This window comes from Lacrimispora sp. (genome assembly GCF_047605665.1).
Lineage (GTDB): Bacteria > Bacillota > Clostridia > Lachnospirales > Lachnospiraceae > Lacrimispora.
On record NZ_JASGFH010000006.1, the window covers coordinates 199,628 to 221,685 of the forward strand.

Annotated in this window: 26 protein-coding genes; 3 read left to right on the forward strand and 23 right to left on the reverse strand. The window is 46.6% G+C overall.

The features are described from left to right. Positions 1–150: 150 nt before the first annotated feature. The 5 genes from QM657_RS06925 to cysT are packed head-to-tail and all read right to left on the reverse strand — an operon-like array spanning position 151 to position 4,630. Positions 151–687, reverse strand: coding sequence for a hypothetical protein (locus QM657_RS06925; protein WP_415065867.1), 537 nt, complete (start codon positions 685–687; stop codon positions 151–153). A 52-nt stretch (positions 688–739) separates the two neighbouring features. Then, positions 740–1,825, reverse strand: coding sequence for a sulfate ABC transporter substrate-binding protein (locus tag QM657_RS06930; protein ID WP_415065868.1), 1,086 nt, complete (start codon positions 1,823–1,825; stop codon positions 740–742). Positions 1,826–1,859: 34 nt separating this feature from the next. After that, entirely contained in the window at positions 1,860–2,942 is a 1,083-nt protein-coding gene (locus tag QM657_RS06935; RefSeq protein WP_415065869.1) for a sulfate/molybdate ABC transporter ATP-binding protein, read from the reverse strand. Beyond that, positions 2,926–3,762 (reverse strand): sulfate ABC transporter permease subunit CysW, encoded by an 837-nt coding sequence (cysW, locus tag QM657_RS06940; RefSeq protein WP_415065870.1) that lies wholly within the window; start codon positions 3,760–3,762, stop codon positions 2,926–2,928. The genes QM657_RS06935 and cysW overlap by 17 nt, the downstream gene beginning before the upstream one ends. A 19-nt stretch (positions 3,763–3,781) precedes the next feature. Continuing rightward, entirely contained in the window at positions 3,782–4,630 is an 849-nt protein-coding gene (cysT, locus tag QM657_RS06945; protein WP_415065871.1) for a sulfate ABC transporter permease subunit CysT, read from the reverse strand. 250 nt (positions 4,631–4,880) lie between these two features. On the opposite strand from cysT, the gene QM657_RS06950 reads away from it, so the two are divergent. Beyond that, complete coding sequence (locus tag QM657_RS06950) at positions 4,881–5,747, forward strand: LysR family transcriptional regulator (RefSeq protein WP_415065872.1); 867 nt, start codon at positions 4,881–4,883, stop codon at positions 5,745–5,747. A gap of 59 nt (positions 5,748–5,806) precedes the next feature. Here QM657_RS06950 and QM657_RS06955 read toward each other — a convergent pair whose 3' ends face one another. The 13 genes from QM657_RS06955 to QM657_RS07015 form a co-directional block, all read right to left on the reverse strand. Further along, on the reverse strand, positions 5,807–6,223 hold the full coding sequence (locus tag QM657_RS06955) for a M67 family metallopeptidase (RefSeq protein WP_415065873.1): 417 nt from the start codon (positions 6,221–6,223) through the stop codon (positions 5,807–5,809). Positions 6,224–6,236: 13 nt separating this feature from the next. Then, positions 6,237–7,043: a thiazole biosynthesis adenylyltransferase ThiF gene (thiF, locus tag QM657_RS06960; RefSeq protein ID WP_415065874.1), complete on the reverse strand. Its 807-nt coding sequence runs from the start codon at positions 7,041–7,043 to the stop codon at positions 6,237–6,239. Further along, the gene (gene thiS, locus QM657_RS06965) at positions 7,043–7,252 is read right to left on the reverse strand and encodes a sulfur carrier protein ThiS (protein ID WP_415065875.1); all 210 of its coding nucleotides are present in this window, start codon (positions 7,250–7,252) and stop codon (positions 7,043–7,045) included. The genes thiF and thiS overlap by 1 nt, the downstream gene beginning before the upstream one ends. A gap of 23 nt (positions 7,253–7,275) precedes the next feature. Further along, the gene (locus tag QM657_RS06970) at positions 7,276–7,521 is read right to left on the reverse strand and encodes a sulfurtransferase TusA family protein (RefSeq protein ID WP_415065876.1); all 246 of its coding nucleotides are present in this window, start codon (positions 7,519–7,521) and stop codon (positions 7,276–7,278) included. Further along, the gene (locus tag QM657_RS06975; RefSeq protein WP_415065877.1) at positions 7,514–8,377 is read right to left on the reverse strand and encodes a 4Fe-4S binding protein; all 864 of its coding nucleotides are present in this window, start codon (positions 8,375–8,377) and stop codon (positions 7,514–7,516) included. Before QM657_RS06975 ends, QM657_RS06970 begins: the two co-directional genes overlap by 8 nt. Before the next feature lie 3 nt (positions 8,378–8,380). Further along, positions 8,381–9,619: an O-acetylhomoserine aminocarboxypropyltransferase/cysteine synthase family protein gene (locus QM657_RS06980; protein WP_415065878.1), complete on the reverse strand. Its 1,239-nt coding sequence runs from the start codon at positions 9,617–9,619 to the stop codon at positions 8,381–8,383. Positions 9,620–9,809: 190 nt separating this feature from the next. After that, entirely contained in the window at positions 9,810–10,757 is a 948-nt protein-coding gene (locus tag QM657_RS06985; protein WP_415065879.1) for a CAP domain-containing protein, read from the reverse strand. Between the two features lie 315 nt (positions 10,758–11,072). Continuing rightward, positions 11,073–11,504 (reverse strand): RrF2 family transcriptional regulator, encoded by a 432-nt coding sequence (locus QM657_RS06990; RefSeq protein WP_415065880.1) that lies wholly within the window; start codon positions 11,502–11,504, stop codon positions 11,073–11,075. 103 nt (positions 11,505–11,607) lie between these two features. After that, a complete protein-coding gene (locus QM657_RS06995; protein WP_415065881.1) occupies positions 11,608–12,768 on the reverse strand; it encodes a rhodanese-like domain-containing protein in 1,161 nt (386 codons plus the stop codon). Between the two features lie 4 nt (positions 12,769–12,772). Further along, on the reverse strand, positions 12,773–13,543 hold the full coding sequence (locus QM657_RS07000; RefSeq protein WP_415065882.1) for a ThiF family adenylyltransferase: 771 nt from the start codon (positions 13,541–13,543) through the stop codon (positions 12,773–12,775). 212 nt (positions 13,544–13,755) lie between these two features. Next, entirely contained in the window at positions 13,756–14,304 is a 549-nt protein-coding gene (locus tag QM657_RS07005) for a hemerythrin domain-containing protein (protein WP_415065883.1), read from the reverse strand. Next, positions 14,301–14,912, reverse strand: coding sequence for a hypothetical protein (locus QM657_RS07010; RefSeq protein WP_415065884.1), 612 nt, complete (start codon positions 14,910–14,912; stop codon positions 14,301–14,303). Before QM657_RS07010 ends, QM657_RS07005 begins: the two co-directional genes overlap by 4 nt. 15 nt (positions 14,913–14,927) lie before the next feature. Beyond that, complete coding sequence (locus QM657_RS07015; protein ID WP_415065885.1) at positions 14,928–15,110, reverse strand: DUF1858 domain-containing protein; 183 nt, start codon at positions 15,108–15,110, stop codon at positions 14,928–14,930. A gap of 147 nt (positions 15,111–15,257) precedes the next feature. Here QM657_RS07015 and QM657_RS07020 point away from each other — a divergent pair, with 147 nt between their 5' ends. Further along, positions 15,258–15,920: a Crp/Fnr family transcriptional regulator gene (locus QM657_RS07020; RefSeq protein WP_415065886.1), complete on the forward strand. Its 663-nt coding sequence runs from the start codon at positions 15,258–15,260 to the stop codon at positions 15,918–15,920. A 15-nt stretch (positions 15,921–15,935) separates the two neighbouring features. On the opposite strand, the gene QM657_RS07025 is transcribed toward QM657_RS07020, so the two are convergent. The 5 genes from QM657_RS07025 to QM657_RS07045 form a co-directional block, all read right to left on the reverse strand. Then, positions 15,936–17,321 carry an ATP-binding protein gene (locus QM657_RS07025; protein ID WP_415065887.1) on the reverse strand — a complete coding sequence of 462 codons (1,386 nt, stop codon included), beginning with the start codon at positions 17,319–17,321 and terminating at the stop codon, positions 15,936–15,938. Next, positions 17,318–18,025 (reverse strand): response regulator transcription factor, encoded by a 708-nt coding sequence (locus QM657_RS07030; RefSeq protein WP_415065888.1) that lies wholly within the window; start codon positions 18,023–18,025, stop codon positions 17,318–17,320. Before QM657_RS07030 ends, QM657_RS07025 begins: the two co-directional genes overlap by 4 nt. Positions 18,026–18,096: 71 nt before the next feature. Beyond that, positions 18,097–18,306 (reverse strand): copper chaperone CopZ, encoded by a 210-nt coding sequence (gene copZ / locus QM657_RS07035; protein WP_333649900.1) that lies wholly within the window; start codon positions 18,304–18,306, stop codon positions 18,097–18,099. Positions 18,307–18,345: 39 nt separating this feature from the next. Continuing rightward, a complete protein-coding gene (locus QM657_RS07040; protein ID WP_415065889.1) occupies positions 18,346–19,071 on the reverse strand; it encodes a hypothetical protein in 726 nt (241 codons plus the stop codon). Between the two features lie 10 nt (positions 19,072–19,081). Next, a complete protein-coding gene (locus QM657_RS07045) occupies positions 19,082–21,553 on the reverse strand; it encodes a heavy metal translocating P-type ATPase (RefSeq protein ID WP_415065890.1) in 2,472 nt (823 codons plus the stop codon). Positions 21,554–21,698: 145 nt separating this feature from the next. On the opposite strand from QM657_RS07045, the gene QM657_RS07050 reads away from it, so the two are divergent. Beyond that, a complete protein-coding gene (locus QM657_RS07050; RefSeq protein WP_415065891.1) occupies positions 21,699–22,058 on the forward strand; it encodes a winged helix-turn-helix transcriptional regulator in 360 nt (119 codons plus the stop codon).

A 22,058-nucleotide genomic window follows, 5' to 3' on the forward strand; every position in this document is an offset into this window, starting at 1 on the left:
GGATAAACGCTATTTTTACAGCAGTATCCCCAGGCAGGAAATCGATAAACGGTTTCCTGCTTTTTTTGCGAAGCCAGAAAAGACCGCCAATGGCGAAAGCGCCACGGCGGTCCATGCAATTAAAATAAAACATAAGTCAGAGCCGGATATTTAAACCACAATCAGATCATCTTCATGGATCATATACTCCATAAGTACGTATATCCCGGCCCAAAAAACAGCATCATACTTTTCCGCACATTCAAAGCAAGCAGGCTTCAGGGAAAAAAACGGAGTGATGCTCCCCAACTGGATATCATTGCACGTGATGATTAAGCTGCGGTCACTTTTTCGCTGAATAACCCAAAGGCCGCCGGGCGTCTCCACATCCAGCTTTTCAACCTGGGGAAGTTTTAACACACAAGGAAGCTGCTTTGCAGATTTCTGTTTCTTTGTAAAAGAAAGGGCTGCGGTTACTATGGGAACGGCATCTTTATAGATGATATACTTTTTAGAATCAGTATACTCCCCATCCCCGCCGCCTGTAGAAACGTTTACAATGTCTGTGGTAAAAATAACATTTCCCTGGGCATCACTGATCTTCTTAGCCGCTCCCATGAACGTTTGACTGCTGATCTTTGCTGCTGTTTTGCCCTCCTCGTTTACCAGACTCCAGGCAAAACACCCCTTTCGTATTCGCAGTTTCATAAAGCTTTCCTCCCTGATATTACGGCCCGCGTCTTGAGCATATCCTGTGAAGCTATTTTACCTCATAAATGCTGTCAAACAACCCGCCGTCTACAAAGTGTTTTGCCATGGTTTCACTCCAGCCGCCAAAGTGGCTGATATCTGTCAGATTAACATTGGTGATAATCCACTTTCCGTCAGTGGGAAGTTCTGCAATTGTATTGCTCTCTGCCGCATATTTATAGCTGTTCAATATATCCTGATTGGACGGACGGTAGTAATTTTCTGCTTCAAGTTTCTGTGCTTCGTCGGAATACAGATAACTTAAGTACTCCGTTGCAACCTCTCTCGTTCCCCGCTTATCTACAACCTCATCTACAATTGCAACTGTCGGCTGGCAAAGGATCGATACAGACGGAACCACAATTTCATAGGAACCGGGAGCTTCCTTTAATGACAGAAATGCCTCATTTTCCCATGCAAGAAGTACATCTCCCTGCCCGTTTTCCGTAAAGGTTGTTGTTGACCCTCTTGCCCCGGAATCGAGTACCAGCACATTTCCATACAGTTTCCTGATATTTTCAACAATCTGGTCCTCAGACAATCCCTGATTCTCAAAGTAATACCATGCTGCAAGGTAGTTCCATCTGGCGCCGCCTGAAGTTTTCGGGTTTGGAGTGATTACACCTACCCCTTCCTCCAGCAAATCATCCCAGTCCTGAATGTTCTTTGGATTCCCTTTTCTCACCAGAAAAACAATGGTTGATGTATACGGGGAGCTGTCTAAATCAAACTCGCCTGTATAACCGGATTCAATTAACCCCGCATCTGCAATCGCATCGATATCGCCTTCAAGGGCCAGGGTAACCACATCTGCTGCAAGGCCATTGGCAACCTCAAGCGCCTGTTTGCCGGAGCCGCCATGAGACTGAACAATATCCACTTCCTGCCCTGTCTTGTCTTTCCAGTATGATGCAAACAACTCATTATAGGAGACGTACAGTTCTCTGGTCGGGTCATACGATACATTGGTGATCTCAACCGCCTCCTGTTTATCTGCTGACCCTGTATCCCCCGCAGTATTTTGCGATGCGTTGCAGCCTGCAAGGCTGAAACTCAGCACTCCAATTAATAAAGCTGACACCAGACTTTTTTTCATAAACTTCTCCTTCTTTCTGCGCATTGCGCTGATGTTAAATAATTACCGATTCCTCTGCCTCTATGTTGGCGTTCCAGACAGGCCGGACAAGACCAGCCTCTTCATATGTAAATGCACGGAAGACGCAGACATTCACTTTCTCCCCCTTCACGATTGGAACCGCTTCAATCTGCCGTGTTCCCTTCAGTACGTGGTCATGGACTCTCACTGTCAGTTCGATCTCTTTTCCTCTGAACAATATTCGTTCAATGATGCCCTCTTCCACCGAAGAACTGTATTTCACGCGTTCCGACAGTTTCGTGACTGCAACATTTTCCGGACGAAGGATTGCATGAGCGGAATCCGGCATCTGTTCAAATCCTTTCAGTTGATTGATCCGCCCGATCTTCGTTGGCTGCCCCATAAACTCAGCGGCAAAGGCTGTTCTTGGATTCCGGTAGATTTCCTGGGGAGAACCGATCTGCTCGACCCTGCCCATATTGGTTATGATGATTTCATCTGCCACCTCAATGGCCTCTTCCTGATCATGAGTAACGAAAATACTGGTTATCCCCACCTTATCGATCATTTCACGAAGCCAGCTTCGCAGCTCCTGTCTCACTTTCGCATCAATGGCTGCAAACGGTTCATCAAGGAGTAAAACAGCAGGATTGGGAGCAAGGGCTCTCGCAAATGCAACTCTCTGGCGCTGTCCTCCTGACAATTGGTTGGGATATCTTTTTTCCAATCCTTTTAGACCGACCAATTCTATCAATTCCTCTACACGGGACTTGATTCTTTCCTTTTCCCATTTATTTACCTTGAGCCCGAAGGCGATGTTGTCAAACACGGTCTTATAGCGAAACAGGGCATAATTCTGAAACACAAACCCAATTCCCCGCTTACTCGCCTCCACATCGTTGACCAGCTTGCCGCCAATGTAGATATCCCCGGAATCCGCAGTCTCAAGGCCTGCGATCATCCGCAGGATCGTGGTCTTTCCGCTTCCGCTTGGGCCTAACAGTGCCACTAACCTGCCTTTTTTTATGTCAAAACTGACATCATCGGAAGCTTTGTATTCTCCAAAGAACTTGTTGATATTTCTCAGTTTAATATAATTTTCATTCTGGTTTTCCATTTTCAGCACTTCCCTTTCCCTTATCTTCCAATATGCTGCGCAAAATCAAAATAACAACGGCCATAAATACGAGAATGGCTGACACCGCAAATGCACCTGTAAAATCGTAACCCTGGTAAAGCAGTTCAATGTACAGCGGCATGGTGTTTGTTTTCCCCCTTAAGTGCCCCGATAAAACAGACACAGCTCCAAACTCTCCCATCGCTCTTGCAGCACAGAGTACAATTCCGTATAATAAAGCCCATTTAATATGAGGCAGTGTAATTCCAAAGAAAATGGTAAACCCGTTTGCCCCCATCAAAGCTGCGGCCTCTTCTTCATCCGTACCGATTGAGTTCAAGACCGGAATGATTTCTCTGGAAACAAAGGGAAATGTGACAAAAATGGTCGCCAGCACAATGCCCGGAACCGCAAATATAATTGCAATATCAGCTTTCTGTAAAATTGGATATAACACGCTCTGCCGCCCAAATGTCAGCACATAGATTAAACCTGCAATGATCGGGGATACTGTGAGCGGAAGGTCAATTAATGTTGAAAGCACTTTTTTTCCGTGAAACTGGAACCGTGTGATACACCATGATGCAAACAGCCCGAATATTACATTCGTACCCAAAGTGATCAGCGTTACTTTGACAGTCAATCCAATTGCCTTAAGAGCGTATTTGTCTTTTACCGTACTGCCGAATGCCGGTATTCCTGCACTGAATGCTGTGGCCATTACATAGATGAGGGGCAGAATCAGCATTGTCACAAGAAATACGGCACTGATTCCAATGAAAAACCATTTGACCGGCCCACTGTTTTTTCTGATTTCCATGATCGCTTCTCCTTACGTTTTATGAGATACCGCTGATGATTTTTGAAGTCCTGCTTTGCAAGAGAGCATTCACAAACAGAATGACAAAAGCTACAAGCAGCATGACAAGGGCGATTGATGTAGCGCTGGCATAGTCATATTCCTGTAATTCCGACATGATCATAAGCGGTGCGATTTCCGTCTTATAAGGCTGATTTCCTGCAATGAAAACGACACTGCCATATTCGCCTAAGCCTCTTGCAAAAGATAAGGTAAATCCGCCGATCAGAGCCGGGAGAATTTCCGGAAAAATCACATGCATCATGGTCTGCCTTGGGTTAGCGCCTAAAATATTTGCAGCTTCCTCATACTGTATATCAATCTTCTCCAGCACCGGCTGAACCGCTCTTACAACAAACGGGATTCCGATAAACACCAACGCTGCCGTTATCCCGATCCTTGTATACGCAATCTTAATTCCAAACTGATCAAAAAAGCTTCCAATCCACCCGTTAGAGGTCGTTAAGTGAGTGAGGGAAATACCTGCTACTGCGGTTGGCAGTGCAAATGGCAGCTCGATGATTCCATTCATGATCTTTTTACCTGGGAACTCATATCGCACCAGCACCCACGCCATGATCATGCCCATAACTGCATCAATCACTGCGGCGATAAAAGCCGTCTTAAAACTCACGTAATAACTGGATAGAACTCTTGGCCTTGTAACTACCTGAACAAATTCCGAAAAAGATAAATTTGCAGAAAAAATCACCAGAGAGCAGAGGGGAATCAATACGATAAATCCCAGCATGGCAGCTGTAATTCCAAGTGATATCCCAAATCCCGGTATTACCCTTTTCTTCTTTCTTTTCTTTGTAACATTTTTCATCTCACCGGCTCCTCTTTTAAAATAAATTTCAATACTCACACACATTGTTTAAATGCTCCAGACCCCCAAAGCTTATATTTGCTGTGATATCTGGCATTGTAATTCCTATATACATATTTGTAAAGTATGTTATTGTGTTTTTCTACGGTATGTGGTAGAATTCATTTATATATTTCATATGAAGTATATTTTTTTCTTTATATATCATATATATCCTCAATGTTTATATGTATAAATTCAGGAGGCTTCTATGTCAATTAAAACATTGATTATTTTCGTTACCGTATACAAGGAGGAAAGCATCACCACTGCCGCCAAAAAGCTGGATTTAAGCCAGCCTGCTGTCAGTGCTGCCATCAAGGAACTGGAAAAACGCTACCATGTGAAGCTCTTTGAACGCATGGGCCGGGGCATACAAAAGACAAATGAAGCCCATCATTTATACGAATACGCTTCCCATATAACCGCTCTTTATCAGGAAATGGACAGCGACTTTAAAAAGCAGAAACACCCCTCTCCCCTTCGGATCGGAGCCAGCATCAGCATCGGTACGTGTCTGATGCCGGAATACATAAAAAAATACATGGAAGCATTTCACGCTCCCATGCCCTATATCAAAATCGACAGCTCAGATATCATTGAAAAAATGCTGCTGGAAAACAATCTGGACTTAGCCTTAATTGAAGGTTCTATCCATTCCGACAAGATCATGGCAGAGTCCTTCACAAGGGACCGGCTGATCCTGGTCTGCAGCCCCCTCCATCCTCTGGCCTCCAAGGGGACAGTGACTCTTGATGATTTAAGGGAGGAACCTTTCCTTCTCCGGGAAAAAAACAGCGGAACCAGAGAGCTGGCAGAATCCACTCTCATGGTGCGGGACTTCGTCTTAAAGCCGGTCCTGGAAAGCACCAGTACAACAGCCATCATCAACGGAGTCACGGCTAATCTGGGAATATCCATTCTCCCGGAGCGCATGCTGACAGGACACATTCAACGAGGCAGCCTGATTCCCTTAAAAATTAATGGAATCGAATTCAAGCGGGAATGCCGCATCATCTACCATCAGAATAAATACTTAAATCCTGATATCATTAACTTTATTGAACTGATAAAGTAATCTTCCATCAAAATAAAACCGGGCGCTAAAGGCAGGAGAAATGCTTTTAGCGCCCGGTTTTATTCTATCATTCTAATTTCATTTTTACTCACGTTTTTGTCCTTGTCAATGTGAAATGCATTAAGAACAGGATGCTCCTCATCCATCAGCGACAGAATCAGATATTCACTGGCGGAGTCATAAGCAAGCCGCTTATCCTCCTCCGATGGCCTGGAAGGGGATTCCGGATGGGAGTGGAAGTTGCCCAGCAGCTCCAGACCTTCTTTACGGGCATCTTTTACGGCAGCAAACTGCTCTTTGGGGTCCATGGAAAAATGGTCCCTGCTCTCATCCACATTGGTGAGCAGATATACTTTCTCAACGGTCTTTGTCTCCCCATCGATCCTGCCTGCAATCAGACCGCATGCCTCATTGGGAAGCCCTTCCCTGCAATGCTTTAATATCCTGTCAAAATCTTCTTTTTTCAGTATCAGCATACGTCCCCCATTTCTACAGCTTTAACTCGCATTCCGCCTGCTCATAATCAATCAGCTCCGTGATCTCTGGATTTTCTCCGCATACAGCACAGTTGTGGTCTGCCGGAAGCTTTACAGTGCGAAACTGCATTTTCAGGGCATCATAAGTCATCAGCCTTCCAGTCAGCAAGTCTCCTTTTCCTATGATGTATTTCACAGCCTCCATGGCCTGAAGGCTTCCAATCACGCCTCCCATGGCTCCGATCACTCCCGCCTGCTTACAGGTGGGAACCGCATCCTTTGGAGGAGGATTCTTAAATACGCAGCGGTAGCAGGGGCCTTCTCCCGGCACATACGTCATAAGCTGTCCCTGAAACCGGATGATTCCTGCATGGGAAAATGGCTTTTTCGCCATGACACAGGCATCATTGATCAGGAACTTGGCCGGAAAATTATCGGTTCCGTCAATAATAAAATCATAGTCCTTTATTAAATCCATGATGTTTTCAGAGGTCACAAAAGTGCGGTATGTATGGACCGTAACTTCAGGGTTAATGGCTTCCATGGTCTCTGCGGCAGACTTCACTTTTGCCTTCCCGATGTCTGCGGTGGTGTGTATGACCTGGCGCTGAAGGTTTGATAAATCCACCTCATCAGCGTCAGCAATACCGATGGTGCCCACTCCTGCTGCCGCCAGGTACATGGCTGCAGGCGCACCGAGGCCCCCGGCTCCAATGATCAGCACCTTTGATTCCAGAAGCTTTTTCTGCCCCTTTGCTCCCACTTCCTTTAAAATGATATGGCGGGAATAGCGTTCCAGTTGCTCGTTGGTAAATGCCATTAAAAAGCTCCTCCCCCCATGAAATATAAAAATTCCACTTCATCGCCGCTTTTTAAGACCGTTAACTCAAACCGGCCTCTTTCCAGGAACTCATCATTTAAAGTAACAGTCACATACTCCGGATTCTCCACATCCTCCAGACTGATTAAATCCGCAATTGTAATTCCCTCTTCAAATTCCTTTTTATTTCCTGCTACCGTAATCTTCATCTCAATTTCTCCCTTTCGCTCAATCAATCCTCAACCTTTTGAACCACTAATGTATAAGTATCATCCTCATTGGGGGACAGCTTTAAAATCTTATGTCCCTCTTCCTTTATGCTTCTTGGCACATTCTGAACCGCTTCCCCGTCATTTAAGCGGATGGAAAGAATCTGTCCGTCATCCAGCTCCTCCAGTGCAACCTTGGCCTTTACAAATGTTACAGGGCAAACCACATCTGTAATGTCCACAGTGTCATTGATCTCATAGTCAGCCATAATATGCCTCCTCCATTTTCTTAATAAATTCCTCTTCTCCTATCCGGTCTATGGTAAATTTAAACCGTTCCCCGGATTTTCCGTGTTCATCAAAGAACCCGATGGCAGCATCCGTTATCTTAAAAAGCTGTTCCTCTGAAGTCACAAGAGGCAGGGGGGAAAATCCCTTGCTGATGTGATTGCCGAAAAGCCCGCCAAAAGAGACAATATAACCAGGCTTTGTATCCCATGCATCCGTGGGACATGACTTGGCACATCTTCCGCAGTCATTGCACTTATCGTAGTCCACAGCGACAATTTTATCCTTGATCGTAATGGCCTTTTCCCGGCACACCTTTTCACAGACTCCGCAGAAAATGCATTTCTCCGGAATCCACTCCACATGAAGAGCGCCCTTGATTCCCACGTCATTTTCCTCTGCCTTAAGGCAGTTGTTCTGGCAGCCTGTGACGCCGAACTTGAATTTGTGGGGAAGTTCCCTGCCGAAGTACTTTTCATTCAGCTTCACCGCAATGTCATAGGTATCCACATTTCCGCTGGGGCAGATCTGATCCCCCTGACAGGCAGTTATGGTCCTGACTCTGGGTCCGCAGATACCGGGCCTGCATCCGCCCTCTGCCAAATCCGCCTGCACTGCGTCCACATCATCCAGCTTAATAAAGGGAATCTCCACGCTTTGACGTGATGTGAGGTGAACATGCCCGTCTCCGTACTTTTCCGCCACTTCTGCAATGGTCTTTAAGTTTTCAGCGGTCAAATGACCCCCTACTACCTGAATTCTCAAGGAAAAGTTGTTCTTCTGCTTCTGGCGCATAAATCCGCCTTTTTTTAAGGTGCTGTAATCCACTTTAGCCATATATCATTCTCCCTCTATCGCCTGTTTAAAATCGGCTTTTAAATCTTCAATGTCTTCAATACCTACGCTGATTCTGATCAGATCATCAAACACTCCTGACGCCGCCTTTTCCTGTGGTGTACAAAAAAGGCTGATGGTGGAAGCCGGATGAATGACCAGAGTTTTGGTGTCACCTACATTGGACACCAGAATGGGAAGTTTCAGACGGTTCATGATTTCAAATGCCCGTTCTCTGGAGCCTGCCCGCAGGGTGATAATTCCTCCATATCCGTGGCTGAACTGTTCTTTTGCCAGATGGTAATAAGGGCTGTTTGGAAGGCCCGGATAATTGACGGCAATTTCCGGGGCAAGCTGCTGTAAATAAAGAGCCAGCTCCAGAGCATTTTTACAGTGCCGTTCCATTCGAAGTCCTAAGGTTTCAAGGCCCAGGCAGTTTAAAAAAGCGTTTTGAGGGGAGAGACAGGCCCCCATGTTGCGAAACAGACCTTTTCTCAGCTTTGCAATATAGGCCATCTTTCCGAGTTTGATGTAATCCGCCATCCCCGGATACATTTCCCTGGTCCAGCGGTAAGTGCCCCCATCCGTCAGAATGCCGCTGATGGCATCGCTGTTTCCGTTTATGTACTTGGAGGAAGAATTGACCACAATATCGGCTCCCAGGGCAAGAGTTCTAATGAGGTAAGGGGTCGCTGTGGTGTTATCCATGATGAGAGGCAGGTTATGACGATGAACCGCATCTGCCAAAGCGGAAATATCCGTTACATCCAGCTTGGGATTTCCGATGGTTTCTGCAAAAACGAGACGTGTTCGTTCATTGATCTGCTCCTCAAAGGACTGGGGTGAATTTTCCCTGGCATACCGGGTCTTGATTCCAAAAGCTTCAAAATCCCGGAATAAGTCAATGGTTCCTCCGTACAAACCGGGGGCTGCGACAATTTCATCCCCTGCCTGCAATATGTTTAGAAATGCATTGGACAGAGCCGCCATACCGGAGGCACACGCCACGCTTCCGATTCCTCCCTCCAGCATAGTCACCTTCTTTTCAAAGGCCTCAATGGTGGGATTGTTGATTCTCGTATAGGAATAGCCAAATGCCTTGTTTTCAAAAATACGCTCCAGCTCCTCTGCGCTTTCATGGCAGAATGCGCTGGACTGGTAAATCGGAACCAGGGTAGAACCGGTAGACGGGTCTTTGCCTCCTGCTTCATGTAAAAGAGCCGTATTAAAACCAAAACTTTTCATCTCTGTCTCCCATCCTTTGTCTTACGACTTTTTATCTATTTATTCTTTTGCATATCCTTATATTACTTTTGTTAACATACTTTGTCAATATGTTTATATGTATTAAGTGAAAAATTTGCAAAATAAAAATGACCCAAACCAACTGGGCTGACTGGCAGCTGGTTTGAATCATTTTTATGAGGTTAAGTAATTAGTATGTAAACAACTGTACCCAGTACTGAGTTCCAGAACCGTTCTGAACGTTTCCTACTCCAATGTGGGTGTAGCTTTTATTCATGATATTTGCCCGGTGTCCTGGGCTGTTCATCCATGCATTTACCACTTCCTTAGGAGTCTGCTGTCCCCATGCGATGTTTTCTCCTGCTCCCTTAAAGTCTGCTCCCTGCTCCTTTAAAGCGGTTGAGAAGGAACTGCCGTTTGGACGGGTGTGGTCAAATTTGGACTGGATTTCTCTTGCTCTTACATCCGCAGCTTTCTCCACGTTAGGATCAATGGTCAGAGGAGCCAGGCTTTCTTTTGCCCTTTCTGCGTTTACAAGGTCAACAACCTGCTGGGTGTAGGTTTTGTTCTCTGTGGTATCATTGGAGCCGGAACCGTTGTTGCTTCCTGAGCCATTGTTGCTGCCGGAACCGTTACTTCCTGATCCGTTATTGCTTCCAGAACCGTTATTTCCTGATCCGTTATCGCTTCCGGAACCATTATTCCCTGAGCCATTGTTGCTTCCGGAACCATTATTCCCTGAACCATTATTGCTTCCAGAACCATTATTCCCTGCGCCATTGTTGCTTCCGGAACCATTGTTGCTTCCAGAACCATTATTCCCAGAACCATTATTGCTTCCGGAACCATTATTCCCTGAGCCATTGTTGCTTCCAGAACCATTATTATTCCCAGGATATTTCGGGAAGTTAGGTTTTGTAGAACTTCCATTTCCCAGCAAGTCCGCACATTTTTCATCAATTCCAAACTGTCTCAGCTTTGCTTTCAAATCCTGGATGTTGCTTCCGTTAATTGTTACAACATTATTTCTTCCCGTGTTGCATTGACCAAAGTATCTGGTCACCGCCGCATTGGCTGTAAGCGGTATCATGCTTGTTAAAGTAAGTGTGATCATCCCAAGTGCTGCTAATTTTTTCAATTCTTTCGTCTCCTTTACTTTATTACAAATATGTTACGTTTCTGTTACAAGACATATCATAACACTCTTTTTTCCATTTTTCCAGTGGAAAAAGGTGGAAATTTGTCACAAAAACGATTTTTATTTTTCTGCATTTATAAAAGACAGCCTTTAACCCCGCTGAAATCCGCTGCAAGCCCACTTTTGCCCTCTGTTTTTAAAGGGCATGACTGTATACATGCTATCTCATTTGTCAATATTTGTCAATTTCTTTTTTATGTAAACAAACTTAACAGGGCAGAGGTCTCAAAAGCCCTCTGCCCTGTCTTCTAAACGCTATATGACATAATTATCGATATATTCATCCTTTTTCGCCAGATCTGCAATGGTTATCCCGTCAAAATAATCATTGACCAGCTTGCTTAAGCCTTCCCACATCTGCAGGGTCCGGCAGTAAGAAGCCCTCTCACAGCTATTGACTTCCCCCTCCAGACAGGAGACAGGTGCAAGGGAACCTTCCGTAAGCCGTAAAATGCTGCCCACCGTATAATCCTCCGGATCTCTGGCCAGCTTGTAGCCGCCGCCCTTTCCCCTTAAGGACACCAGCAGATTATTCTTACTTAACACCGATACAATGGATTCCAAATATTTTTCCGATATTTCCTGCCTTTCCGCAATATCCATCAACGTGATGAACTCCCCGGTATTATGTTCAGCCAGATCAATCATAAGCCTGATGGCATAGCGGCCTTTTGTTGAAATTTTCATAAGATATAACCTCCATACCTATAATTTACCACAAGGTTAATATGTTTATCAAGCACTATTTACAAGTAAAAAGACCGAAACTCCGGCTTATATAAGAATTCTATTATGTTTCCAAATCGTACCGGTCAAGGAAGTGGTGAACCGTTCCTTTTTTCTTATAAGCAATGATGGTATCCAGATTCACGTTCTCCACACTTTTAAAGATATTTCCTTCAATATACGGATTGACCTCTTTTAACTGCCTGATCAAATCCTTGATTTCCGTCCTTTTGGAGACCGCACTTCCGTCGACACGGCAGGAGGTACACGTATCCGTAAAACGGCAGGCGCACTGAATGAAATAGAGGCTGTTGTAATCCCTCCATTTCTTAATATCATCCTCCCGGATTAAGTACATGGGCCGAATCAGCTCCATCCCTTCAAAATTGGTGCTGTGAAGCTTAGGCATCATGGTCTGAATCTGGGCCCCGTACATCATGCCCATGAGTATGGTTTCAATGACATCGTCATAGTGGTGCCCAAGGGCAATCTTGTTGCACCCCAGCTCCTTTGCCTTGTTGTACAAATGTCCCCGCCTCATTCTGGCGCATAAGTAGCATGGAGACTTCTCCACATCGTAGACAGCCTCAAAGATATCGGACTCAAACACAGTGACGGGAATCCCCATCAGCTTCGCATTATTTTCAATCACCTGGCGGTTGGTTTCATTATACCCAGGGTCCATCACAAGGAATACCAGGTCAAAGGAAAACTTGTTATGCCGCCTCAGCTCCTGAAACAGCTTTGCCATCAGCATGGAATCCTTTCCGCCTGAGATGCAGACAGCGATCTTATCATTTTCCTTCACCAGCTCATACTGGTTGATGGCCTTTGTAAAACGGCTGAATAACTGCTTGTGGAATTTCTTCTGGATGCTCTTTTCAATGTTTTCCTGCCTCTCGCTTCCCTGGTCCTCTTTTTCCATGGCACCAAGAAGCCACTGGCCGTAGCCGCCCTCCAGATGATAAACGTCATAGCCCCGTTCCAGCAGAGCCTCTGCCGCCTCTTCGCTGACAATTCCCTTTAAACAGTACAGGATGATCTTCTTGTCCATGGGAAGAGAATTCTCCCCGTTTAACAGCGCTTCCATCTCTATATTAACAGACCCCGGTATGAATCCATGGCTGTAAGAGGACTGATCCCTCACATCCACCAGCATATAATCCTCAGGGTCCATTTCCTTCATCTCTTCCAGTGTCAGACTGAGCCTTCGTCCTTCAGACATAGGATTACCTCCCTTCTTTTTCCGTCCGGGATAAATCCTTGATCACTTCCCCGGCTATAATAAGCCCTGCCACTGAAGGCACAAAGGCCACGCTTCCGGGAATATCCCTCCGGTCCGTACATTTATGCTGCGCTCCCGGCGGGCAGATGCAGTTGGTCCTGCAGCTGATGGACATATCCTCCAAAGGCCTTACAGGCTTTTCCGTAGAGTACACCACCTTAAGCTTTTTCACTCCGCGCTTTTTTAACTCTCTTCTCATCACCTTTGCCAGAGGGCACATGGTGGTCTTATAAATATCCGCTACCTGGAATTTAGTGGGGTCCAGCTTATTTCCCGCTCCCATGCAGCTTATGACCGGAACTCCGGCTTCCTTTGCCCGCATGATCAGCTCCAGCTTTGCGGTCACCGTATCCACCGCATCCACCACGTAATCATAATTTTTAAAATCAAACTCATCGGCATTTTCCGGTAAGTAAAAGCACTGGCGCATCTCCACCTCTGCCTTTGGATTGATCTCCAAAATCCGGTCCTTCATCACTTCCACCTTGTACTTGCCTACGGTCTTTCTGGTGGCTATGAGCTGCCTGTTTAAATTGGTCAGGCACACCTTATCGTCATCTACTAAAACAAAGGAGCCCACACCGCTTCTCACCAGGGCCTCCACCACATATCCGCCCACGCCGCCGATGCCAAAGACAGCAACTCTGGCACCTGCCAGCCTGTCCATGGACTCCTCTCCCAGCAGCATCTGGGTCCTTGAAAATTGATTTAACAATGGAATTCTACCTCTTTCTCAATTTTGTATCCTGATGAATCAGGGGGTATGCAGGCATGTCCCCTTGATTCACAAACTCAAGGTTGAAAGAAGCTTTTCTTTCAACCTTGCACAGTAATCATTATACTTCGAAATGCCTGTTTGGGCAATTCATTTTTACAAATCTCTCAACGGACAAAACGGCCTGCTTTAAACAGACCGTCTCATTCCAGTTATTTCACCTTTTCACGAATCCAGGTTTCATATTTATTCTGCACGCCGTCTTCTCTTGCCTGCTTTTCAAAGGCTTCTGTCTCTGCATCCACAGCCTTCAATATATCCTCAGAAAGCTCCCGCGCTGCAAAAGTATAGGCAACACCGTCTTCCTTCTCAATATGGCGCTTTAACAGTGCGCCGTAGCCGATTGCATTGGAAATGATATCCAGCTTAGGCTCTGTTCCCGGATTTTTCTCGTATTCATCAATGGCTTTTTCAAGCTCGGAAAGATGAAGCCGCCCTAAGTCATGCTCTACAAGCATACCGTTTCGGATCAGCTTATCCGCAACCGGTCCCATGTTCTCTAACATAACCCGGAATAAAATCTTTTCCTCTTTGCCATGGTGATGCTTATCGGCATAATTTCTTCCGAATTCAATGCATTCCCGCAAAAGAGGTCCGTCTACCGGCTCTCCCTCTAAAATCCCGGCACAGATCTTTCTCATAAAGCCGGTGAAAGCCAAAATATTCTCATGCTCTTTTACCAATAAGTCTATTCCATTCATACGCGTCTCCTCAATTCATATGACTGATCTTCAGCCTGTCCAAACTCTACAGATGTGCCTTCAAAAATTCCTCTGATAAGCGCTTCCCGCAAGGTGTAGTAGTTGCTCACATCTCCGTTCACCTGCTGCCAGTAAGCGCCGTGGATATCCTGGGTCTGTCTCCACACCAGCTTATCCTCTGTTTCCTCTGTCAGAGCATTGACTCTGTCACAAGGCATACCGTTTAACAAGGTGTTTTCCAGGTAATCATAGGCATTTCTGACGGTAAGCTCTCCGTTTACAGAAAGCTTTCTTCCGAATTCACTGATGGCAGCCTCGATTTCAGCCAGCCTGTCCGGATTTTCCTTCACCAGTTCTGTGACCGCATAGGCCATTCTGCCTTCCACAAGGCTGACCTTTTCCTGAAGCCAGCCGTGGATGTTTCCTGTGTCAATTAAATCCTCTAAATTTCCCTGGGGAAATGCTCCGTACTGTTCATCTGCCCTGGCTCTCAAGCCCTGGCTGTATCCTTTTTCTTCTGCAAGGTCCAAAATCACGTCAACCATTGCATTCTGAATTTGTATTTTATTATATAACCAATTGTGTATCGGTCCTAAAAATGCGCTCATTTCATTCCCCTTATCTTACTGATTTAATTTCTCCAGAACGGACTCTGCATCAATTCCGTGTACCATACATGCCTCTGCCAATGTCTCCATCTGGGAAGACGGACATCCAAGACAGTGCATACCGATGCTCATTAAAACCTCTGCTGAATCGGGGTTGATTCTTAAAATTTCTCCAATGGTCATTTCTCTCGTTATCATATAATGTTCCTCCTGTTTTCTATTAAGATTATTTATAAAGTATGAAATTTTCTTACTTGCCTTTCTGAGCATATTATAATATAATAATTACATCTTTTCTGTTGTTATTACAACATTTCAAAAAATAATTTGGAAGGATGGATAAAAATGGATGAATATTTGCCGGTATTAAAGAAATCAAGCCTGTTTTCCGGAGTCAGCCAGGAAGAAATACAGTCCATGCTGAAATGCCTTTCAGCCCGGACGAAACATTATAAAAAAGATGAATTCATCATAAGAAGCGGGGATTACATCCGTTCCATCGGAATGGTTCTCTCCGGAACCGCCCTGATCATCCAGGAGGATTTCTGGGGCAGACGGACCATCATTTCCGAAGTGACGCCCGGCTTTATCTTTGCCGAAACATACGCCTGCCTGGCCTCCATTCCCATAGAAATGAGCGTGGTCGCTGATTCCGAATGCGACGTGGTATTTCTGGACTACAATAAGATCATGACCGTATGCACCTCGGCATGCGGCTACCACACCAAGCTGGTGCAAAACTTCCTGACAGCCATTGCCGGAAAAAACATGGCTCTGACAAAGAAGATGCAGCACATGTCCCAGAAGACCATCAGGGAAAAGCTGCTCTCCTACCTTTCCACCGAGTCCTTAAAAAGCGGGACATCTTCCTTTGATATCCCCTTTAACAGGCAGCAGCTTGCAGACTATCTCTCCATAGACCGCAGCGCCCTGTCAAATGAGCTGAGCAAGCTCCAGGCAGAGGGCCTTTTAAGCTATAAGAAAAACCGTTTCACCCTGCTGGAATAAGAGGCCTTCTGCCTCTTATTTTCCTTTGGGAAGGCTTACGGTAAAGCAGCTTCCCTCTTCCTCTTTGCTTTCCACCGTCACAGTGCCTCCGTGGGCCGTCACAATGGATTTTACAATAGCCAGTCCAATGCCTGCGCCTCCCGATTTCCGGTTCCTGGATTTATCGGTTCTGTAAAATCGCTCAAACACCAGAGGCAGTTCCTTTTGAGGAATGCCGATTCCCGTATCCCTCACCTCTATGATTCCAAGGTCCTTTGTCTGGGATACGCAAATTCCGATGGAGCCGCCTGTCCCCGTATACTTAATGGCATTGGAAATCAGATTGGCAGCCACCTGGCTCAACCGGTTTTTGTCTCCCTCCACGAAAACACTCTCCCCTTCCACAGACAGGGTTAAACCCTTCTTGGTGATTTCCCCGTTCATTGCATCGGACACGGTGCGCATCATATCCAGTAAGTCCAGGGAGGATTTATTCAGGTTCAAAATTTCTCCTTCCACCTTTTCAAGCTGCTCCAAATCCGCCACCAGGGTTCCCAGGCGCTTAACCTCTTCATGGCAGCTTTTTAACCGCTCTGTTGTGGGCTCCCAAAGACCTTCCACCATGGCCTCCAAATGGGACCCAAGGGCAGTCAGCGGAGTCCTCAGCTCATGGGCCACGTCTGCGGTCATCTGCTTTCGCAGATTTTCCTGGTCGCTCAAAGCGCTGGATAAATGGTTGATGGCACCAGCCAGCTCGTCAAGCTCCCGTATTCTCGTTCCCGGCTCAAACCGTATCTGATAATTGCCCTTTGATATCTGGGTTGCAATGTAAGCCGTCTTTGTCACCGGCCTGGATATCCGTCTGGCTATGAAGCTTCCCACCACAACGGAACAGATGCTGGAAAGCACGCCGATGACCAGAAGGACCTTGTTCATCACATTGATAAAATTAAAGTCAGCCTCATTCATGAAAAACGGCCCGTAATACTTGATGGAAAGAGAACCTACCCGCTTTCCGCCGTTTACGATATCATACGTATTTTCCACCAGACCCACATCGGATTTGCGTTCCTTCATGCGGGTGGATATCTCATCCATAATCTGTCCGCAAAGGCTCATATCGTGGTTTTCCGCATCCCACACCATAGCGCCTGACTCGTCGTAAAGCTTTAAAATATATCCGTCATACAGGGCATTCATGCCGAGAGCATGGACGTACTCCGGCCTCCAGTTCCGCTTAAAGGAATCATACTGGCTGCTGAAATCATGGACAATATTTTCTCTGCGCTCCCGTCCTAAGTTGGTGATGTACTTTTCAAATTCCCGGTTGATAAACCAGTTGGAAAGCAGACCGATCAGGGAAATGGTGACCAGAAGAATCAAAAGGATGGACAAAGACAACTGCTTTCTTAAGCTTCTCATCCGCCATCCCCTCCAAACTTATATCCCAGGCCGGGAATGGTCAGCACGTAGACCGGATTTTTCGGGTCATCCTCCAGCTTTTTCCTTATGTTCTTAATGTGGCTGTCGATAGCTCTGTCGTAGCCTGCAAAGCCTTTGTCAAGGGCCGCTTCAATCAGCTCCTCCCTGGTAAAAACCTTTCCCGGATACTTAATGAGCACAGATAAGATTTTCAGTTCGCTGGGAGTCAATGTTAAGCTTACCCCCTTTTTCCTGACTTCATTCTTTTCAAAATCCACCATTAAATCCCCGTCTCTCCAGGAATTTCTTTTGGTCAAGGGCACCAGATCACTTTCCGTCCGCCGAAGAACAGCTTCCACTCTGGCATACAGCTCCTTTAAGCCAAAGGGCTTTAAGATATAGTCATCGGCTCCGAGCCCCAGCCCTTCCACAATATCGCTTTCATCCACCCTGGCTGTCAGCATGATAATGGGAACGCGGGATTTTTTCCTGATGGTCCTGCACACCTCCTGTCCGGAAATGCCGGGCATCATCAGATCTAAAATAATGAGAGAGATATTCTCCGAATCAAATATATCCAGGGCCTTCTGGCCGTTTTCAGCGGGGAAAGCACGAAAGCCCTTGCTTTCCAGAAGCAGACAGACCACCTCCAAAATCTTGGGCTCGTCATCCACAACCAGCACATTTTTGATGTTTTTAAGCATTTCGCACCTCCAGAATCTATGAATGAAAAGCGAAAAGCGGGAGCCGCCTTTTTGGCGGTTCCCGTCTTCTTTTACTCCACTACGTCGTAACCCTGATCCTCAATCTCGGACTTAATGGTTTCAACAGATGCTTCATCAGGATCATGGTCAACCGTTACGGTTCCTGCTCCCAAGTCCACGGACACGCCGGATACTCCGGCAATCGCCCCTACTGCACCTGAAACTGCCTTAACGCAATGCTCACAAGACATTCCATCTACCTTTATTACTGATTTAGCCATTTTCAACTACCTCCATGATTATATATTATTTTAAGGAAATCAATCCAAAGAAACTGGTTTTAAAAACTTATAGGAATCTGTGCTCTTTCCGCTGTGGCTGGCACCGTGAACGACGGCATACTTCCAGCCTTCCACCTTTTCAGGATCAACGCCTGCGGCGATGAGCGGCCCCGGGTTTAAAACGAATACCAGGTCTTTATCCTGAGCTTCCTTTGTTGCCATGTTCATTTCCAAGTCATTGGCCCATTCCACGCCGTTTCCATGGCCGATTCCGACGCCGTAATGGTCGCCGCTCATATGGTAGCTGACTGCGCTGCGGTGATTTTCAACGATCTGGCCGTAAGCCTCAAGGGCCGTAGGCTCGGCCTCATAGACCAAAACCTCATCTCCAAGCTCACTGCCTACCACCAGCTTCTCATCGGCTACGGTATAGCTCTCCGGAAGTTTTGCAGTATCAAGCCCTGCAGCCAGAAATGGCTTTGCATCAACTTCCAGCATCAAATCGTAACGGGGGCTTTTGCTGTAATCCTGGCTCCAGACAAAGCGTGCGCTTTTATCCGGGGCTGACAAGGACCAGCCTGCATTCGTTTCGTCTGCTTCCAACTGACCGGAAGCTGCTTCCAACATCCGGCCAAAGGACCGGAAGGAACCCTGGCCGATTACGTCCAGATCTCCATTTACTTTATTCAGTACAGTCACCATGATCACAGCCACTACAAGGACTGCCCCGGCGATTCCTGCAATTAATTTTGTATTATTCTTCATGCGCTCACCTCTATTTCATACTTGGTTTGAATCTCTTAAGCCTCAATGCATTCGTCAAAACGGAAACAGAGCTTAAGCTCATGGCTGCCGCCGCAAACATGGGGTTTAAAAGAGGACCGCCAAAGAGATGTAAAAATCCGGCTGCGATGGGGATTCCGATTACGTTATAGCCAAATGCCCAGAAAAGATTCTGTTTGATGTTGCGGATGGTGTGCTTGCTCAAATCAATGGCCGTAGGCACATCCATTAAGTCAGACCGCATGAGAACGATGTCAGCCGATTCCATGGCCACATCCGTACCGGAGCCAATGGCAATTCCGATATCAGCCTGTGCCAGTGCAGGAGCGTCGTTGATTCCGTCTCCGACCATGGCCACCTTGCGTCCGCCTGTCTGAAGCTTTTTCACCTCATTGGACTTATCCTGGGGAAGAACCTCAGCCAGAACCCGATCAATGCCGACCTGTTTTGCAATGGCTGCTGCGGTTTTCTTATTATCACCTGTGATCATAGCCACTTCAATGCCCATCTTGTGAAGCCTGTCAATGGCTCTGCGGCTGGATTCCTTCACCACGTCTGCAACGGCCACAATTCCGGCCAGTCTGCCGTCAACCGCCACATACATGGGTGTCTTTCCTTCTTCTGCCAGACGGTCTGAGGTTTCCTCCATTCCTTCCAGAGAAATCTCTCTCTCATCCATCAGCTTTCTGTTTCCGGCAAGAACCACCTGGCCGTCGATCTTCGCTTCAATTCCCCGTCCTGTCAGGGATTCAAAGGTCTCTGTCGCCAGTATGGCAAGCCCTTCTCCTTCTGCTCCGTGGACAATGGCCTGACCCAGAGGGTGCTCAGACCCTTTTTCTGCGGAAGCCGTAAGCTGCAAAAGCCTATCTCTTAAAATGCCTTCTGTGGTCAGCACATCGGTAACCGTAGGCTTTCCTTCTGTAATCGTACCTGTTTTATCGAATACAATGGTGTTGATTTTATGAGCTGATTCAAGAGCCTCGCCGCCCTTGATGAGAATGCCGTTTTCAGCACCTTTTCCCGTACCCACCATAATGGCCGTAGGAGTTGCAAGGCCGAGGGCACACGGGCAGGCAATAACCAGCACGGAAATAAATATGGTCAGGGCAAACTTTAAATCGCCTCCCGTTCCAAAGTACCAGGCCGCACCGGCAGCCAGTGCAATGACGCACACCACCGGCACGAAATAACCGGAAACAATATCAGCCATCTGGGCGATAGGGGCTTTGGAGCCCTGTGCATCTTCCACCAGCTTGATGATCTGGGCAAGTGCCGTATCGCTGCCGATTTTTTCAGCTTTAAACTGAATGGCGCCTGTTGTATTTAAGGAAGCGGCGTACACTTTATCGCCTTCCTTTTTATCCACCGGCATGCTCTCACCTGTCAGCATGGATTCGTCAATGGCCGTATGGCCGGTTAAAACGGTTCCATCCACCGGGATTTTATCGCCGGGCTTTACTACAATTATATCTCCGATTTCCACTTCGTCAATGGGTATTTCTTTTTCCACCCCATTCTCCAGAATGAGGGCTGTCTTCGGTGCAAGGCCCATCAGTTTTTTAATGGCCTCGCTGGTTCTGCCCTTTGAAACAGCCTCTAAAGACTTTCCAAGAAGGATCAGGGTGATGATCACGCCTGCTGACTCAAAATAAAGGGCTTCCACTGCCATAAAATGGCCGTCTGCGATCTGATATAAGTTGTAAATACTGTATAAAACAGCGGCTGTGGTTCCGATTGCGATTAAGGAATCCATGTTAGGGCTTCTCTGGATCAGAGCCTTAAAGCCCACGGTATAGAACCGATATCCCACCGCAATGACCGGAGCCACCAAAAGAAGCTGTGTTACGGCGAATACCAGGGGATACTGCATGTGGTTCAAAGCCTCCGGGAAAGGCAGGGTGACAAATGGAACCATAGGCGCCATGGCAATGTAAAGGAGAGGCAGGGAAAAAACAGCGGAGATAATGAATTTAGTCCAAAGGGTCTTGATCTCCCTCTGCTTGCGCTCCCGGTCCTCATCGGCTGCATCTGCCTTGTCAACCTCCAAAGCCTTGTATCCGGCCTTTTCAATGGCTCCCTTAATGGCTGAGAGCCGTACCTTCTGGGGATCATAAGTAACGGTTGCCTTTTCTGTCGCGAAATTGACGGAAGCTTCCTGCACTCCTTCCATCTTTCCTACCACCTTGCCGATACGCTGGGCGCAGGCGGCACACGTCATTCCTCCTATGGGAATGGTCACTGTGGTATTTTCAGACCGTTCTACCACCTGGTAGCCGATCTTTTCCACCTTTTCCTTGATCTGGTCCAGCTTTACAACGCTGCTGTCATATTCCACAAACAGCTTTTCGCTGGCCAGATTCACATTAGCCTGCTCAATGCCCGGAAGCTTGCGCACAACCTTTTCAATTCTCTGGGCACAGGCTGCGCAGGTCATTCCCCGTATGTCTAACATTTGACTTTCCATATATTTCACCTCACGATTATTTTTTAGGGAGTCTCTTGATATTTATCAGTTCCTATGATACTATTATGACATTAATTTCGTTTTTTGCAAGTATGCACTTTTTTGTATTATAGTACCCAAAATGATACTATAGGAGGACAATTCCATGCACGATAACTGTACCGGTGTTAACTGCCCCGTAGACGCTACCTTAGATATGATAGGAGGAAAATACAAAGCTCTCATCCTCTGGCACTTAATTGACCGCACCCTGCGGTTTGGAGAACTTCGAAAGCTCATCCCTCAGGCCACCCCCAAGATGCTGACCCAGCAGCTTCGGGAACTGGAGGAGGACAATCTGATCATACGCACCGTATATCCGGTGGTTCCCCCCAAGGTAGAGTACCGGCTTTCTGAGCTGGGAACCAGCATCCAGCCCATTTTAGAGGCCATGTACAAATGGGGAGCAGATTACTTAAGCCAGAATGGCATTTCCGTAAGCTGCTCCATGAAATTTCCCGGCTGA